Below are 16118 nucleotides of genomic sequence, written 5' to 3' on the forward strand. Positions count from 1 at the left end.
CACGACGCGAGGACGTCAATCCTCGACGAGCCCCAACCTGAGGTACGCCGCGGCGTAGGTCCCGCTCAGCAGCAGCGAGGCGTAGCGCGCCACCTCGGTCGGGGCGTCGGCGGTCACCGCCTCGACGCGTACCCCGCGCGCCGCGGCCGCCGTCTCCAGCCGGCCGCGCTGCTCGCGGACCACCGGGTCGTCGGCGCCGTCGTCGAGCACCAGCAGCATCGGCCGCCGCTCGGCGGACTCCTCGGCGAAGGGGTCGTCGAACACGTCGCGGGCCCGGGTCGCCTCGATGACCGGCAGGAGGTGCTCGGCGTCGCCGGCCAGCGCGGTGCGGCCGCTGGCCCGCCGGATCGACTCGGCCACCCGGCGCGCCGCGCGGGCCGCCAGCACCGAGCCGCCCCACACCAGCGGGGTGGCGTCGGCGAGCGCGATCGCCAGCATCTTGGCCGGGTTGACCGCGAGGTCGCGGTGCGGCGAGCAGGCGATCGCCACCGCGTCGAGCGCCTCGGCGACCACCTCGGCGTCGGCACGCGGGCCCAGGCCGACCCGGTCGAGGTACTCCAGCATCACGACGGCGGTCGCCAGCTGGTCGCGCGTGACGGTCGGCAGGAGCGTGGCCCAGCGGCCGACGGCGTGGTCGGCCACCAGCGACCCGGGCGGGCAGGCGACGACGACCTGGCAGCCGCGACGCACCGCCTCGGCGACCGCGGAGGCCGTCCCGGTGTCGGCCCCGTCGGGCGCCAGCACCACGACCAGGTCGAGGCTGCCGGCCCATCCCGGCAGCATGGGTCCGGGCCAGGCGACGAACGGCACCGGGCACCACGGCTCGAGGACGGCCCGCAGCAGCCGGGAGTCCGGTCCCGCTGCGATCACCGCCCGGGGCCGGGCCTGGTCCTGGCTGCGGGCGACGGCCTCGGCGGCCGCCGCCGCGGCGTCGATCGACTCCCGGCGCACCCGGGCTCCCGCCTCGGCCAGCGGACGCAGGACCGCGTCCTGCGCGGCCAGGACCGCCTCGTCATCGAGCCGGGACTCGTCGAACCAGGTCGCCATTGCCACTCCCCTCGCGCCGGTCAGGCCGGCTTGCGCGCCTCGTCGACCAGCAGCACCGGGATGTCGTCACGGACCGGGTAGGCCAGGCCGCACCCGGTGCAGACCAGCTCCTCGCCGGCCGGCTCGAGCGAGGCGCGGCACTTCGGGCAGACGATGATCGCCAGCAGCGCGGGATCGATGTTCATGAGCGGTCTCTCCTGATGATCGCGAGGACGGCGTCGCGGACCTGCACCATCGTGGCCTGGTCGCGACCTTCTGCGTTCAGCCGCAGCAGCGGCTCGGTGTTGGACGGGCGGACGTTGAACCACCAGTCGGGGTGGCTCACCGTGAGCCCGTCCAGCCGGTCGGTGGTCACCCCCTCCCGGTGCGCGAAGGCGTCCTCGACCTCGGCGACCGCGGCCGCCTGGTCGTCGACCGTCGAGTTGATCTCGCCGCTGACGACGTACCGCTCGTAGTCGGCGAGGAGCTCCGAGAGGGTGCCCTCGGAGCCGGCGAGCGCGCCGAGCGCGTGCAGGGCGGCCAGCATGCCCGAGTCGGCGCGCCAGAAGTCCCGGAAGTAGAAGTGCCCGCTGTGCTCACCGCCGAAGATCGCGTCGGTCTCGGCCATGGTGCCCTTGATGAAGGAGTGGCCGACGCGGGTCCGGACCGGGCGTCCCCCCAGCTCGGTGACGATCTCCGGCACGGCGCGGCTCGTGATCAGGTTGTGGATCACCGTCGCGCCGGGTTCCCGCGCCAGCTCGCGGGCCGCGATCAGCGCGGTCAGGGTCGACGGCGACACGGCCTCGCCGCGCTCGTCGACGAGGAAGCAGCGGTCGGCGTCCCCGTCGAAGGCCAGGCCGAGGTCGGCGCGCTCGGCGACCACGCGCTTGCGCAGGTCGACGAGGGTGTCGGGATCGATCGGGTTCGCCTCGTGGTTGGGGAAGGTCCCGTCGAGCTCGAAGTACATCGGCACGACCTCGACCTGCTCCTCGCCGAGCCGGCCGAAGACGGCGGGCGCGGTGTGCCCGGCCATGCCGTTGCCGGCGTCGACGACCACCTCGAGCCGGCGACCCCGGACCGGGGCCAGCGACACCAGGTGCGCGGCGTACGCCTCGAGGACGTCGTGGTTGGTGATGGTGCCGGGCTGGGCGGCACATCCGGCACCGCCGGAGGCGACCCGGTCGCGGATCTCGGCCAGGCCGGTCTCCATGCCGACCGGCTGCGCGCCGGACCGGCACATCTTGATGCCGTTGTAGCGGGCGGGGTTGTGGCTCGCGGTGAACATCACGCCCGGGTGGCCGAGGTGGCCGGAGGCGAAGTACAGCTGGTCGGTCGAGGCGAGGCCGACCAGCACCACGTCGGCGCCGGCCTCCGTGGCGCCCTCGGCGAACGCCCCGGCCAGACCGGGCGAGCTGGGCCGCATGTCGTGACCGACGACGACCGTGCGGGCGCCCAGGACCTGCACGAAGGCGCGCCCGGTCGCGTGCGCGAGCCGCTCGTCCACCTGGGCGGGGACGACCCCGCGCACGTCGTACGCCTTGAAGACGGCGTCGAGGTTGGCGGGATCGAGCGTGTTGGGCATGGCCGGAGCCTAGTGTGCGGCGCGTCGGTGGCGTCGGTCAGTCCGAGCTGAGCACCCGCAGGTGCCCGCGCCGGCCGACCTCGCGGCCGGTCTCCTCGGCCGGCGGGGTGGACCGGACCGGGACGGGAGCGGGCCGCGCGGCCTCGCGCACGGCGTCGGCGAGGGCCAGCAGGTCGTCGCTGGACGGGCCCTGCGCCGCCGGGTCCGGGGCGAGCCGGAGCACCTCCCACCCACGCGGCGCGGAGAGCCGCTCGCTGTGCACGTCGCAGAGGTCGTAGGCGTGCGGCTCGGCATAGGTCGCCAGCGGCCCGAGCACCGCCGTCTGGTCGGCGTAGACGTAGGTCAGCGTGTTGACCGCGGTGCGGCCACAGGCAGTACGCGAACAGCGGCGGACAGGACTCACGCGGGGAACGGTACCCGCCGCACCTCCCCGCCCCGATTAGGCTCGCGGCGTGGACGACGCCAGCTCTCGCCCGACCCCGCAGCGCCCCCGTCGGGACCGGCGCGGACGGGGCATGCGCGGCCCGGCGGTCGTGCCCCGCGACCCGGGCCGCCCGGAGCTGCGCACCGCGCGGGAGCGCTTCGACGACCTCGCGCTGGGCATCGTGACCGACATCGACGAGCGCTGGCAGGACCGCCTCGGCCTCGTGGAGTACGCCGTCGAGGACGCACCGCAGATCCCCGACGACTGGGACTCGGGGACCGTGCCGCTGTCCTCGCTGGTGCGCGGCACCGGCGGCGAGCCCACCCGCCTCGTGCTCTTCCGTCGCCCCATCGAGCACCGGTGCGAGACCCGCACCGACCTGGAGGCGATGGTGCTCACCGTGGTCGTCGAGCAGGTCGCCGAGCTGCTCGGCATCGAGGCCGAGCAGGTCGACCCGAGGTACGAGTCCGGGGACTAGGGAACGCCGGGCCGCACGTCGGGGACCAGGCCGCTGACGACCGGCTCGACCAAGGGCACGACGGCGGCGCCCCGTCCGGTGACGAGCACGGCGCCGTGGACGCTGGTGCGCTCGGTCTCGACCGACACCAGCGTGGCCCTCGGCGGCACCGTCACCACGGTGCCCCGGCCGGGCTGGACGTCCGCGCGGGTGCGCGCGAGCTCCTCCCCCGTCGACGAGCGGGCGACGACCGTCACTGCCCCCACCGCCCGGGCGCCGGCGAGGACGACGCGCTTGCCGCCCTCGGGCACGACCGCCGTGGCCCCGGTGCGGACCGGGGGCCCGGCCACGGCGTGCGACAGGTCGCCGCCGACGAACGTCCGCAGCGTCGCGGTCACCGGCCCGGAGGCGCTGACCTCGACCCCGACCACTCCGTCGGCGATGGCTGCCGGCAGCGCGGTCCCCAGCGAGACCCGGGCGACACCCTGCGGCGGCACCCGCACCTCGTCGATCCCCTCGGGCGCGAAGACCGACTTCTCGCTCACGAAGCGCAGCGTGGCGCGGACCTCGCTGTCGCCGGGGTTCGCGATCGCGAGCGTGCGTGTCCCCTCGCCCGCCCCCAGACCCAGCAGGAAGTTGTCGGTGGTCGGCTCCGGCTGGGCCGGGAGCCAGTCCGCGCTCGCCTGACCACGGCCGAGCTCGTCGGAGCTGTCGAGCACGGTGGCACCCAGCCGGCCCCGGGCGGTGACCACCTGCAGCGCCAGCTCGCCGCGACGCGGCGCCACCTGGCCGAGGTCGAGGGACACGCTGCTGTGCCCGGGCACCGACACACCGCGCAGGCGGGGGACGTCGACGAGCCCGGACCCGGCGTACATGTTCACGTCGGCGACGGCCGGGCCCGCGTCGGGGTTGACCAGCTCCAGCACCGAGCTGTGCCGCGCGCCGGCGCCGACGCCGGTGAACCACTGGTCCGGCGAGGTGGCGGGGCAGGACGTGGCCGCGAGCTCGGTCGGGCTGCCGAAGCGGGCGCCGAGGAGCCCGGGGGCGAGCGCGTCCTCGCCGGTGACCACGACCGGACCGGTACCGGCCTGCGCGGTCGTCACCTCACCCTCGGCGACCCTCGCCGTCGACTCGTCGTCGCCCGCGCGCAGGGCCACCTCGCCCTTGCCGTCCCTGACGGCCGTCGAGAGGTACGTCGCGGGAGCGCCGGGCATCGCCGAGGGGCACACGACGGAGGCCGAGCTCAGCGACGTCCTCGTCGGAGGGTGGGAGTCCGAGGACTGCTCGTCGGCGTGGACGAGCAGCAGGGCGGCCACGACGAGCAGCGGCAGCAGCAGCGAGAGCACGGTCGGCGTGTCGAGCTGGAGCCGGCTGCGCGAGGACCGGCGACCGGGCGTGGTGCTGCTCATCGGCGTCGCCTCCGTTCACTGGTGGGTACGCAGTTCACGGCGATCACCACGATCAGGATCGCCTGGAGGACGAGCAGCCCGATGCGCAGCCAGGAGCGCGGGCCGTCGACGGCAGCGGGGTTCAGCGGGCGGTCGACCTGCCAGGCGCGGGTCGAGCGGTCCTCGGCGCTCGCCTGGGCCAGGCCACCGGTGGCGTCGAGCGCGGAGGCGACGTCGCCGTCCGCCGGCGACGGCAGGACGACGTACTCGATGCCGCGGTCGGCGAGCAGGTCCACCACGTCGGGTGTGGGTCGCGACACCAGCGCACGCACGGCCCGGGTGAAGCCCCTGTCCTCGGCGGACAGGGCGATGACCTCGTCCTCGCCGAGCGTCACGCCGTCCCCGCGCCGGACGGTGTAGGTCAGGCCGTGGTCGACGTCGCCGCGGATCACCAGGATCCCGTGCTCGTCACCGAGCATCGAGCTCTGCACCATGTAGGCGGGGATCCCCTCCCCTGCGGTCTCGTCGAGGCGGTCGTGGCCACCGACCACGAACCAGCCCAGCCCGACGAGCGGGACGACCGCGGCGAGGACGACCACGACGCCGCCGACCCACCGCCGCCAGGTGGCGACACCGGGCTCGCCGTGCCCGGAGCGGCCGCGGCCGGGCAGGCCGCCGGCGACCAGGCTCTGGGCACCGATCGAGGCGGCGACCACGAACGCGCCCTGGATGACGACCACGAGGAAGCCGAGACCGGTGCCGGTGCTCGTCGCGGCCAGGTCGAGCGTGAAGCTGCCCCAGACGACGGCGGTCACCGCCGCCACCGCGGCCACGATCCAGCAGACCAGCACCGGGATCCGGGTGGAGCGCGGCACCAGCGCCAGCACGGCCAGCACCGCGAGCACCAGGCCGAGCCAGGAGGGGGCACCGAGGTCGCCGATCCGTCCGGCCACCAGGTCCAGCGTGTCGACGGCGGCCACCGGGAGCCGGCCCGGCTCGAGGAAGAGGGCCTCGCCGGCCCCGTGCTGCAGCGCGGGCAGCCACCAGGGCAGCAGCAGGAGGGGCACCGCTCCCAGTGCGGCGGCGGGCGGGCCCCAGGCGGAGCGGTCCCGCAGGGCCGAGCGGACCACGACGCCCGCGGCGGCGGTCACCACCAGGCCGAGGACGACGGCGAAGAACCACAGCCCCGGCGCGAACGCGGTGCCGAGCGCGAGCAGCAGCGCCGTACGCCACGCAGCCCGCCAGCGCCGGTCGGCCTCCGGGTCGGCGAAGCCGAGTGCGGCGTGGGCGAGCCAGGGCAGCAGCGCGGCCACGGTCACCGCACCGAAGCGGCCGTCACCCCACGCCCCGCTGACCACGGGCACGAGCGCGTAGGTCGTGGCACCCCACAGCAGCAGCCAGCGGGGGGACCCGGCCGGCGAGGCGAGACGCCCGGCGACGCGCAGGAAGCGCCACGCCCCCCACAGGCCGAGCGGCACCACCAGCACGAAGAGCACCGTCACCACCGTCGACGGGCTGCCGCCCAACAGGGTGGCGAGCGCCGCGAAGGGCAGCACGTACGCCGGCGCCGGGACCGCGGTCCCCTGCCCGAGCGGGTGCCACGACTCGGTCCACAGCCCCCACCAGTCGCCGGCGCTCGCCGGCACCGGCGACAGCCCGCCGCCGGCGAGGGAGTCGAAGGCCGAGCGGGCACCGACCACGGCCAGCACCACGAACAGGGAGATCGCGAGCGCAACCGGGTTGGTCAGGAACCGCGCCACGATGCCGGTGTCCTCGCCGAGCACGTCATCGTCGTCCGGACGGGCCGGACGACGGGCCGCGGCCAGCGGCTGCGCCTCGGCCTTGGCGGCGCGGCGGCGCTCTGCGACGTCCTGCGCCTGGTTGGTGGCGGCGGACACGAGGTCGCCGAGGAAGTCGAGCCCGTGGCGGTAGGGCAGCCACGGCGGGGCGAGCAGCGCGCGGACGTCGGCGGGTGGGACCACCTGCCGGCCCTGGCGGGAGCGGCGGGCGGCGAGGATCTCGCGCGGCCTTCCGTAGAGCGACACCAGCGCCGCGAGCTCGTCGAGGGCCTCGCCGACGGAGCGGACCAGCAGGAAGCCGATCATCCGCAGGATGGTGCCGATGCCGAGACGCAGCAGCTGGAAGGGCAGCGCACGGGCCCGGGAGTTGGCGAGCAGCGTGTAGAGCGCGGCCCGGCGCTCCTGGTAGTGCGTGTGGCGGCCGGTGAGCGGCGTGCGCCGGAGCCCGCGGTGCGCGGCCTCGGCGTGGAAGACGACCGCCTGGGGCACCACCAGCGTCCGGTGGCCGGCGGCCGCGGCGCGCCAGCCGAAGTCGAGGTCGTTGCCGAAGATCGGCAGCTGCTCGTCGAAGCCGCCGAGCTCCTCGAGGACCCGGCGCCGCACCAGCATGCCGGCCGTGTTGACCGCCAGCACGGGGCGCACCTGGTCGTGCTGGCCCTGGTCGTACTCGCCACGCTCGAGGCCGGTCTCGCGGCGGCCGGTGCCGGAGATGGTGACGCCGAGCTCGAGGAGCCGCTTCAGCGAGGGCCACTCGCGCAGCTTCGGGCCGAGGACGTCGGCATCCGGGTGCTCCTCGGCGGCCGCGAGCAGCGCGGCGAGCGCTCCCGGGTCGGGGTTCGAGTCGTCGTGGAGGATCCACACCCACTCGCAGTCCACGCCGGAGGAGGCGAGCTGCTCCAGGGCGAGCCCCACGGCCCGGGGGAAGGAGGTCGATCCGGGAGCCCGCACCACCTCACCGAAGGCGGACTCCAGCAGGGCGGCGCTGCCGTCCTTGCTCCCGGTGTCCACCGCGACCACGTGCTCGACCGGAGCCACCTGGCTGCGCAGACCCTCCACCACGGCAGGGAGCCAGCGCTCCCCGTCATGGCTGACCAGCAGCGTCGCGACCGTCGTATGCACGACCAAGCACCCTAACGGCCCGGCCCTGCAGCGGGGTCGGCCCGGGTCGACCCGGACCGCCGCGTGTGCGCCCCGTCACCGGGAGGCCCCCCTACACGCTCAGACTGCGCGCTTCTTCAGCTTGCGGCGCTCTCTCTCCGAGAGACCGCCCCAGATGCCGAAGCGCTCGTCGTTCATCAGTGCGGACTCCAGACACTCGTCGCGCACCTCGCACGTCAGGCAGACCTTCTTGGCCTCCCTGGTTGACCCTCCCTTTTCGGGGAAGAACGCCTCGGGGTCCGTCTGCGCGCACAGCGCGCGGTCCTGCCACCCCGCTTCTTCGGCGTCCCCGTCGAGGAGAAAGAGTTCTCTCACGGCACTCGCCCTTTCGACCCGGTACTGCACCCATCCCACCGTGGCCCCTCGCGGGCCGAGATCCCTATCGGAAGAAACCGGGAGGACCTGCGAAGAACACTGTGGGAATTACATGCCTGTCGTACCCCTGAAGTCAAGCGGCGATCTGGTATGAGGGGCAACCACCCGAACGTGCTATTGCCGGAAGGCCCAAGGTCCCTGTGCGACAAGATAGGCACATGCAGAAAATCACGGTGCTCTCCGGAGGCATGGGGGGCGCGAAGTTCCTCCAGGGACTCCTCCACGGCATCTCCACCGGCGCCCTCCCCGGCGTGGCCGACGACGCGACCGTCACCGTCGTCGCCAACACCGCCGACGACATCTGGGTGCACGGCCTGAAGGTCTGCCCCGACCTCGACACGGTGATGTACACGCTCGGCGACGGCATCGACCCCGAGCGCGGCTGGGGGCGGCGCGACGAGACCTGGAGCGTGCGCACCGAGCTCGCGGAGTACGGCGTGGAGCCGACGTGGTTCGGCCTGGGCGACCGGGACGTCGCCACCCATCTGGTGCGCACCCAGATGCTCGACGCCGGGTACCCGCTCTCGGCGGTCACCGAGGCGCTCTGCCGCCGGTGGCTCGGCGAGGTGCCGGGCGTCCGCCTGCTGCCCATGACCGACGACCGGGTGGAGACCCACGTCGCGATCGCCGACCCCGACTCCCCCAGCGGACGCCGGGTGGTGCACTTCCAGGAGTACTGGGTGCGGCTGCGCGCCCAGGTCCCGGCCGAGGCCGTGCTGGTGGTCGGGCTCGAGGACTCGACCCCCGGGCCCGGCGTGATCGACGCGATCACCGACGCCGACCTGGTCCTGCTGCCGCCGTCGAACCCGGTCGTCTCCGTGGGCACCATCCTCGGCGTCCCGAGGGTCCGGGAGGCACTGACCGCGACCCGGGCACCGGTCGTCGGCCTGTCCCCGATCGTCGGCGGCGCCCACGTCCGCGGCATGGCCGAGCAGATGCTCACCTCGATCGGCGTGGAGGTGAGCGCCGCGGGCGTCGGCCTCCACTACGGCGCCCGCGCCGACGGCGGGGTCCTCGACGGCTGGCTCGTCGACGAGCGTGACGCCGAGCAGGTCCCCCGGCTCACCGGCGCCGGGCTCGCCTGCCGCGCCGTACCCCTGATGATGACCGACCACGACGCGACCGCGGCGATGGCCGCCAAGGCCGTCGCCCTGGTCACCCGATGACCGGCGCGGAGCACCCGCGGCTGACCGTGGTCGCCCCCGACGGGGTGCCCGAGGTGCGCCCCGGGGCCGACCTGGCGGGGCTGCTCCTGCCCCTGGTCGACCTGGCCGACGGTGACGTGGTGGTGGTCACCAGCAAGGTGGTGAGCAAGGCCGAGGGCAGGGTCCGGCCCGGCACCCGCGAGGACGCCCTGCCGGGTGAGACCGCACGCGTGGTCGCCCGCCGCGGGCCGACGACGATCGTGCGCACCCGCCACGGACTGACGATGGCGGCGGCCGGCATCGACGCCTCGAACGTCGAGCTCGGGACCGTCGTGCTCCTGCCGGAGGACCCCGACGCCTCGGCCGCGCGGCTCCGGGCCGCGCTGCACCACCGCGCCGGCGTCAACGTCGGGGTGGTGGTCACCGACACGGCCGGCCGGGCTTGGCGCGAGGGACAGACCGACATCGCGATCGGCGCGGCCGGCCTCCTGGTGCTCGACGACCACGCGGGGCGGGTGGACGCCCACGGCAACTCCCTGGCCGTCACCGCGCCCGCGGTCGCCGACGAGATCGCAGGCATGTGCGAGCTCGCCCAGGGCAAGCTCGGCGGCCGCCCCTTCGCTGTCGTCAGCGGCCGGCCGGACCTGGTCCTGCCGGTCGGCGAGGACGGCCGCGGGGCCGGAGCGCTCGTGCGTCCCGAGGGTGCGGACCTGTTCGGCTACGGGGCCCGCGAGGCCGTCCTGCGTGCCCTGCGCGGCGACCCCGCCGACCGCGCCCCCTTCGGCGCCCCGGCTGCCGCTGCGGAGCTCGTTGCCGCGGTGCACGCGGTCCTCGGGCCGGCGACGGCGGTGGTCGGCGACGGCCGCGGCGGCCTGGTGGTCGCCCCGGGCCGGGAGGGCTCCGCGGCGCTGCGCGCACTCGCGTTCGCCCACGGCTGGGACGCGGTGACGGAGACCGGTGACGACGAAACCTCCGGTCGGGTCGGGCTGCGCCCGGTCAGTCCGTAGACTCTGCCGTCGAACATCGCCGGACCGCCCGCACGACCCCGAGGAAGCCGACCCGTGGCCAAGAAGCCCGCCAAGTCCGACCGCCAGGCGGTCATCGACCAGATCCGCAAGAAGCAGAAGGGCGGCGAGCGCCGTCGCGGCCTCGCCATCGTCGGTGTCTGCGTCCTCATCGCGGTGCTGATCGTCGGCGCCGCGGCGTTCAAGCCGATCAAGGACTGGTACGACAACCGGAAGTTCGACAAGCTCGCGCTCACGGACATCGGCTCCCCCGCCTCGAGCTGCGAGAAGATCGTCACCAAGAAGGCCAACGGCAACCAGGACCACGTGCCCACGGGCACGAAGGTCGACTACAAGCAGGCACCCCCCGCCTTCGGCGCGCACTGGAACCAGGCGGGCGTCGCGCCGGCGCCGATGGAGCGCAAGCTCTACACCGACGACCGCCCCGAGCTCGAGTCGCTGGTCCACAACCTCGAGCACGGCTACACGATCCTCTGGTACGACAAGACGGTCGCCGACGACGACGGCGCCATGAGCGACCTGCGGGCCATCGCCAGCAAGTTCGAGGGGACCTCGAACTTCCGCGACAAGTTCATCGCGGCGCCGTGGACCTCGGCCGACGAGAACGGCAAGACCTTCCCCGACGGCCAGCACGTCGCCCTGACGCACTGGTCGGCCGGCGGCACCGGTCAGTCCGACGCCTCCAAGCAGGTGGGCGTGTGGCAGTACTGCTCCGGCGTGAGCGGCGAGGCGCTGCAGACGTTCATGGACAAGTACCCCTACTTCGACTCGCCCGAGCCCAGCGCCATGTGATCGCCGGGCGTCCGCGCCCGACGACGAAGCACCCGCACCGCACGCCGGTCGCTCGGACTCCTCAGGCGAGGTCCGAGCGGCCGGCGTCGTGCAGTCCGGCCACCACCTGCTTGACCTCCTGCGCGCGAGCGCGGGTCGTCACCAGGACGGCGTCGGGGGTGTCGACGACCACGACGTCCTCGAGCCCGACCACGGCCACCATCCGGCCCGACCGCGGCACCACCAGGCCGCTGGACGCGACCGACTGCACGAGCGCGCGGTCGCCGAGGACGGTCGTGCCGTCGCCGCCGTCGAGCAGGGTCGCCAGCGAGTCGAAGTCGCCCACGTCGTCCCAGTCGAACGACGCCGGCACGACCGCGACCCGGCCGGCCTCGGCCGCCGGCTCCGCCACGGCGTGGTCGACGGCGATCCGCGGCAGGGTCGGCCAGGTCTCCTCGAGCCGTGCGGGATCGGCGGCGATCGCGCGGAGCGCGGCCGCGAACTCCGGGTGCCAGCGCCCCAGCAGGTCGAGCAGCACCGTGGGCCGGACCACGAACATGCCGGCGTTCCAGCGGTAGGCGCCGGTGGCCAGGTAGCGCTCCGCCACGTCGGACGACGGCTTCTCGACGAACTCCAGCACGCCGCGCACACCCGGCAGGTCGGGCAGGTCGGTGGGACCGACGTGGATGTAGCCGAACGCCGAGGAGGGGCCGGTCGGCTCGATGCCGAGCGTGACCAGCCAGTCGCGGCGCGCGGCCTCGACCGCGCGCGCCACCGACGTCGCGAACCCCTCGACGTCGGCGATCACGTGGTCCGCGGCGAACGAGCCCATCACCGCCTCGGGGTCCTCGCGCTCGAGCAGGGCCGCGGCGAGCCCGATGGCCGCCATCGAGTCCCGGGGCGAGGGCTCGGCGAGCACGGCCGCCGGGCCGAGGCCGGGCAGCTGCTCGACGACGGCGGGGCGGTGCGCCCGCCCGGTCACGACGACGAACCGGTCCTGCGCCATCGGCGCCAGCCGGGCCCAGGTCTCCTGCAGAAGCGACATCCCGCTCCCGGTCAGGTCCTGCAGGAACTTGGGCGAGGCGGCCCGCGAGAGCGGCCACAGCCGCGTCCCGGCACCGCCGGCGGGGATCACGGCCCAGAAGTTGTCGAGGGACCCGGTGGCAGCCATGGGCGCAGCATAGGTGCCCCCTACGCTCGTGCCGTGACCACCTTCAGCGCGCTGCTCACCACCCTCCTCCGCGCCGATCCCGGTCGGCCCCTGGTGACGTGGTACGACCACGCGACCGGCGAACGGGTCGAGCTGTCGGTGACGACGTACGCCAACTGGGTGGCCAAGGCCGCCTCGTTGCTCGCCGAGGAGCACGACCTCGAGCGGGGCCAGGGCCTGCACCTGGACCTGCCCTCGCACTGGCTCGGACCGGTCTTCCTCGGCGCAGCCTGGACGGTGGGCCTGGTCGTGACCACGCCCGACCAGGCGGGCGCGGTCGTCTGCGGCCCCGACGGCCTGGCGACCTGGGGCCCGCGAGCGGCCGACCTGCCGGTGCTCGCCTGCTCGCTGCTTCCGATGGGCGTGCGGTTCGCCGAGCCGCTCCCGCCCGGCGTGCACGACGTCGGCGTCGAGGTCTGGTCGCAGCCGGACGCCTTCACGCCGTGGGACCCGCCCGGCCCCGAGGACCCGGCACTGCCGGGCGTCTCCCAGGCGGAACTGTGGCGAACGGCCGCCGCCGGGAGTCTCCTCACCGACGGCGGCCGTCTCCTGTCGGAGGCGAACCCGGCTTCCCCACCGGGGATCGCCTCCTTCGCGGAGCCGCTCGCACGCGGCGGCTCCGTGGTCCTGGTGTCCCACGCCGACCCGGAGCGGCTCGATGCGACGTACGTCGCCGAGCGCGCCACGGCTCGCTTCCCTTGATCGTGGGCCAGGCTCCGGGGCCGGACCCGGTCAACCGGCCAGGTCGTAGGCCCCCATCCCCTCGCCCAGGAACCGGCGCGGCGAGAAGCCCTTGGCGGTGCCCGGGATGAGCCACAGGTAGCCCGTCCTCTTCGCCCGGACGATGAGGTCGGGGTGCCCGGTCAGGCCGACGTCGCTGACCCCGACGACCCAGTCGTACGGCGACAGGTCGAGCCCGAGCGACGTCGGACTGGTCAGCCCACCCGGCCCGTTGCCCGGGAAGAGCGTCAGCTTCGACCCCTGGCGGAACAGGCTGTCGGGAGCCCCGTCGCGGTTCCAGCGGCCCACGGCGACCTGGCTGCCGGCGTCGATGCTGCCGTGGGCGACGTAGCTCGCCCTGAGGCCGTCGACGCCGTTGCCCGGGTAGATGCGGATCGCGCCGCCGCGGGGCTGCCCCATCAGGTCCGGCCACCCGTCGCCGGTCATGTCCCCGACCGCCGCCAGCAGCCCGACGTCGCCGAAGCCCGTGCCGATCGTGACCGCCTTGCCGAAGTGGCCCTCGCCGTCACCGGGACGCAGCTTGAGGTTCCCGTGTGCGCGGGTGCGCAGGATGATGTCGCCGTGCCCGTCGCGGTTCCAGTCACCGGCGTTGAGCACCAGGTCGGCACGGCGCAGGCTCGCGTCGGTGACGATGGGCCGGCCCAGCTCGACGGTGCCGGCGTTGACGAGCAGCACCGGTCCCGCAGCCGTCCGGGCGACCAGGTCCGGGGCCGAGTCGCCCGTCAGGTCGACAGCGGTGACGTCCGTGGCGGTGGCGACACGCGTCACCTCGCCCAGCGGGTGGCCGAAGCTGCCGTCGGCCCTCGCGGGCCGGACCATGGCGGGCTGCCCCTTCTTGCCGACGACCAGGTCGGGACGACCGTCGGCGTTGAAGTCGCCGAAGCCGGTGAGCGTGGCGTACTTGCCCCAGGCGCCCGGCAGCTGGACCGGCTTGCCCAGCCCGGTCCCGCCGGTGCCGGGGACCCGCCACAGCCGACCGTCGTCGTCGCGGGCGAGCAGGTCGTCGTGGCCGTCACCGTCGACGTCCCCGGTGGCCACGAGCGCGTCGTAGCCCGACCACCCCTCGGCCAGCACCTGCCGGCGGAAGGCGCCGTTGCCGGTGCCGCGGTAGAGCTCGAGCCGCCCGTCGCTCGCACGCCGCGCCACGAGGTCGTTGTGGCCGTCGCCGTCGAGGTCGCCCACAGCGGTGACGAGGTCGCGTCCCACCAGCTGGCTGCTCGCCTGGACGGGGGCGCCGAAGCCTCCGGTCCCGTCACCGGGGAGCACCCGGGAGGTCCCGTCCGCGGCCAGGGCGACCAGGTCGCCCTTGTCGTCACCGGTCAGGTCGGGCGAGGCGACCAGGGAGTCGCCGCCCGGGAGGGAGAGCCGCGCCGGCTGCTGGAACCGCGTCATGCCCCCGGTCGGGAGGATGACGGCCCGACCGTCGCTGGCACGGCGCACGACCAGGTCGGGGTACGACGTGGAGGCCAGGTCGGACTCGAGCTCACGCCCGGACCAACCGCGCTGGGCTGCGGTCGCCAGCTCGCGGATCCTGGGCACCTTCGCGTAGAGGTAGCGCCCGGGGCAGGCCGTCTGACCGGCGTCCCGGTGACCGTTGATCGCCTGGAACGTCGACGGCCCCACCTGCTGGCTGGTCGAGGAGGCGTCCACGCCGTGCAGCGAGAGCTTCCAGGCGAACAGCGCGCCGTACGCCTGCACCATCGCCTGGGAGGGCTGGTGGATGTCGTAGTTGCCGATTGCGGACATGGCGAAGGAGTAGTCGTTGTAGCCGAGCGTGTGCGCGCCGACCACCGGCCGGTCGATGCCGCCGTACCGCCCCTCCCAGATCCGCCCGAAGCGGTCGACGAGGTAGTTGTAGCCGATGTCGCTCCAGCCGCGCGATCGCGTGTGGTAGGCGTAGATGCTGCGGATGATGCCCGGCACCTCGGCCCGCGTGTAGTCGTTGGCGTTGACCGTGTGGTGCACGAAGCCGGCGTGCACCTCGAAGTAGTGCAGCGAGCTCTTGTCGCGCAGCGACTCGTCGGCGCCCCACTGGGCACGCGAGTAGATCACCGGCTTGGGGGTGTAGACCGCGGCCTGCAGGTCGAGCGCGTCGGTGCTGTCGTCGTCCGACGTCACCGCGGACTGGGCGGCCGCCGCCTCGGGGGTCGCGGCCCCGGGGGCGGCCGGCGCGGAGCCGTCCATGGTGCCCGTGTCCAGCGCCGGGGCCTCCGCCTCGCTGTGCGCGGCCTTGCCCGGGTCGACGACCGCCATCTTCATGTCCGCCGGCATCGGTCCGTGCGCCGACTCGGCGCGCACCTGGACCTGGTCGACGTCCCCCACGAGCAACGCGTCGGTGCCGGGCCGGGCGTGACGCGCCTCGGCGCTGCCCGGGTCCGGTCCGTGGTCGGCGTCGTAGGCCAGCTTCATCCAGTCCGACCACTCCTCGCCGGTGCGGGTGCGCACCTCGAAGCTGAGGTCGGACTCGGGCACGTCGACGCCGTGCTCCCAGGTGACACCGACGGCGCCGTACCCCACGACCGCCTGCGGGCGGCTGGTCAGCTCGGAGCTGCCCGGCACGGCGCCGACCCGGGTGCGCGCCTGGAGCTGCCCGGCGTCGACCCGTGCCCCGGGGGGCGCGGTCAGGGAGTACTCCGTGACCGTGGGGTCCACCACCTGGGTCGGCACCACGGACCTGCGGGTCTGGGCCCGGGTGTACGCCGCGAACTCGGCCGCCGCGGGACCGCGGGAGACGGCGTCGGCCGGGCCCGTCGGGGACTCACGTACCACGTCGAGGGTGACCACGCTGGCGGCGGGGGTCAGGGCGGCGAGGACGACTCCGAGGGCCAGGATCTGCTGGCACGCGGTAACGAAACGCGTCTTGCTGGGTGGCATCGGCGGCAACTCTCAGTGCGGGGGAAGATTCACACGTTGCGCAACTTTCACATGAGCCACAGGGACCACGGAAGAGAAACTGAGTAACTACAACGGTGTAATTTCCACTCGACACGCCGCCGGATCGGAGATTTGTCAAGTCG

Annotated in this window: 14 protein-coding genes; 5 read left to right on the forward strand and 9 right to left on the reverse strand. The window is 74.4% G+C overall.

The window, feature by feature from the left end:
* Window positions 1–15: 15 nt before the first annotated feature.
* The 4 genes from ACFO9I_RS06650 to ACFO9I_RS06665 are packed head-to-tail and all read right to left on the reverse strand — an operon-like array spanning window position 16 to window position 3011.
* On the reverse strand, window positions 16–1047 hold the full coding sequence (locus ACFO9I_RS06650; protein WP_379179035.1) for an SIS domain-containing protein: 1032 nt from the start codon (window positions 1045–1047) through the stop codon (window positions 16–18).
* A gap of 20 nt (window positions 1048–1067) precedes the next feature.
* A complete protein-coding gene (locus tag ACFO9I_RS06655) occupies window positions 1068–1226 on the reverse strand; it encodes a Trm112 family protein (RefSeq protein ID WP_379179396.1) in 159 nt (52 codons plus the stop codon).
* 2 nt (window positions 1227–1228) lie between these two features.
* The gene (locus ACFO9I_RS06660; RefSeq protein ID WP_379179037.1) at window positions 1229–2608 is read right to left on the reverse strand and encodes a phosphomannomutase/phosphoglucomutase; all 1380 of its coding nucleotides are present in this window, start codon (window positions 2606–2608) and stop codon (window positions 1229–1231) included.
* Between the two features lie 37 nt (window positions 2609–2645).
* Window positions 2646–3011, reverse strand: coding sequence for a DUF3499 domain-containing protein (locus ACFO9I_RS06665; RefSeq protein WP_379179039.1), 366 nt, complete (start codon window positions 3009–3011; stop codon window positions 2646–2648).
* 49 nt (window positions 3012–3060) lie between these two features.
* Here ACFO9I_RS06665 and ACFO9I_RS06670 point away from each other — a divergent pair, with 49 nt between their 5' ends.
* Complete coding sequence (locus tag ACFO9I_RS06670) at window positions 3061–3510, forward strand: metallopeptidase family protein (protein WP_379179041.1); 450 nt, start codon at window positions 3061–3063, stop codon at window positions 3508–3510.
* Here the strand turns inward: ACFO9I_RS06670 and ACFO9I_RS06675 are convergent.
* The 3 genes from ACFO9I_RS06675 to ACFO9I_RS06685 form a co-directional block, all read right to left on the reverse strand.
* Complete coding sequence (locus ACFO9I_RS06675) at window positions 3507–4898, reverse strand: DUF5719 family protein (protein ID WP_379179042.1); 1392 nt, start codon at window positions 4896–4898, stop codon at window positions 3507–3509. The two genes, ACFO9I_RS06670 and ACFO9I_RS06675, sit on opposite strands and share 4 nt — an antisense overlap.
* Window positions 4895–7795, reverse strand: a complete 2901-nt coding sequence (locus ACFO9I_RS06680) for a glycosyltransferase family 2 protein (RefSeq protein WP_379179044.1) — start codon at window positions 7793–7795, stop codon at window positions 4895–4897. The genes ACFO9I_RS06675 and ACFO9I_RS06680 overlap by 4 nt, the downstream gene beginning before the upstream one ends.
* Before the next feature lie 99 nt (window positions 7796–7894).
* Window positions 7895–8149, reverse strand: a complete 255-nt coding sequence (locus tag ACFO9I_RS06685) for a WhiB family transcriptional regulator (RefSeq protein WP_379179398.1) — start codon at window positions 8147–8149, stop codon at window positions 7895–7897.
* A 218-nt stretch (window positions 8150–8367) separates the two neighbouring features.
* On the opposite strand from ACFO9I_RS06685, the gene cofD reads away from it, so the two are divergent.
* From cofD to ACFO9I_RS06700, 3 genes are read left to right on the forward strand one after another with little or no spacing between them, the layout of a single operon-like run.
* A complete protein-coding gene (gene cofD / locus ACFO9I_RS06690; protein WP_379179046.1) occupies window positions 8368–9375 on the forward strand; it encodes a 2-phospho-L-lactate transferase in 1008 nt (335 codons plus the stop codon).
* On the forward strand, window positions 9372–10361 hold the full coding sequence (locus ACFO9I_RS06695) for a coenzyme F420-0:L-glutamate ligase (RefSeq protein ID WP_379179048.1): 990 nt from the start codon (window positions 9372–9374) through the stop codon (window positions 10359–10361). Before cofD ends, ACFO9I_RS06695 begins: the two co-directional genes overlap by 4 nt.
* A gap of 54 nt (window positions 10362–10415) precedes the next feature.
* Complete coding sequence (locus ACFO9I_RS06700) at window positions 10416–11171, forward strand: DUF3105 domain-containing protein (RefSeq protein WP_379179050.1); 756 nt, start codon at window positions 10416–10418, stop codon at window positions 11169–11171.
* Between the two features lie 61 nt (window positions 11172–11232).
* Here the strand turns inward: ACFO9I_RS06700 and ACFO9I_RS06705 are convergent, their stop codons facing one another.
* The gene (locus ACFO9I_RS06705) at window positions 11233–12321 is read right to left on the reverse strand and encodes a mannose-1-phosphate guanylyltransferase (protein WP_379179052.1); all 1089 of its coding nucleotides are present in this window, start codon (window positions 12319–12321) and stop codon (window positions 11233–11235) included.
* 33 nt (window positions 12322–12354) lie between these two features.
* On the opposite strand from ACFO9I_RS06705, the gene ACFO9I_RS06710 reads away from it, so the two are divergent.
* The gene (locus ACFO9I_RS06710) at window positions 12355–13062 is read left to right on the forward strand and encodes a TIGR03089 family protein (protein ID WP_379179054.1); all 708 of its coding nucleotides are present in this window, start codon (window positions 12355–12357) and stop codon (window positions 13060–13062) included.
* 30 nt (window positions 13063–13092) lie between these two features.
* On the opposite strand, the gene ACFO9I_RS06715 is transcribed toward ACFO9I_RS06710, so the two are convergent.
* The gene (locus tag ACFO9I_RS06715; RefSeq protein WP_379179056.1) at window positions 13093–15975 is read right to left on the reverse strand and encodes an FG-GAP-like repeat-containing protein; all 2883 of its coding nucleotides are present in this window, start codon (window positions 15973–15975) and stop codon (window positions 13093–13095) included.
* Window positions 15976–16118 lie beyond the last annotated feature (143 nt).

This window comes from Nocardioides sp. GCM10023255 (assembly GCF_042653125.1).
In the GTDB taxonomy this organism is placed as follows: Bacteria; Actinomycetota; Actinomycetes; order Propionibacteriales; family Nocardioidaceae; genus Nocardioides.

Excerpts from the sequence above, each read along its gene's own strand:
- ACFO9I_RS06650 (WP_379179035.1), bottom strand. The coding sequence starts at position 1,047 with ATGGCGACCTGGTTCGACGAGTCCCGGCTCGATGACGAGGCGGTCCTG.
- ACFO9I_RS06660 (WP_379179037.1), bottom strand. The coding sequence starts at position 2,608 with ATGCCCAACACGCTCGATCCCGCCAACCTCGACGCCGTCTTCAAGGCG.
- ACFO9I_RS06675 (WP_379179042.1), bottom strand. The coding sequence starts at position 4,898 with ATGAGCAGCACCACGCCCGGTCGCCGGTCCTCGCGCAGCCGGCTCCAG.
- cofD (WP_379179046.1), top strand. The coding sequence starts at position 8,368 with ATGCAGAAAATCACGGTGCTCTCCGGAGGCATGGGGGGCGCGAAGTTC.
- ACFO9I_RS06695 (WP_379179048.1), top strand. The coding sequence starts at position 9,372 with ATGACCGGCGCGGAGCACCCGCGGCTGACCGTGGTCGCCCCCGACGGG.
- ACFO9I_RS06705 (WP_379179052.1), bottom strand. The coding sequence starts at position 12,321 with ATGGCTGCCACCGGGTCCCTCGACAACTTCTGGGCCGTGATCCCCGCC.
- ACFO9I_RS06715 (WP_379179056.1), bottom strand. The coding sequence starts at position 15,975 with ATGCCACCCAGCAAGACGCGTTTCGTTACCGCGTGCCAGCAGATCCTG.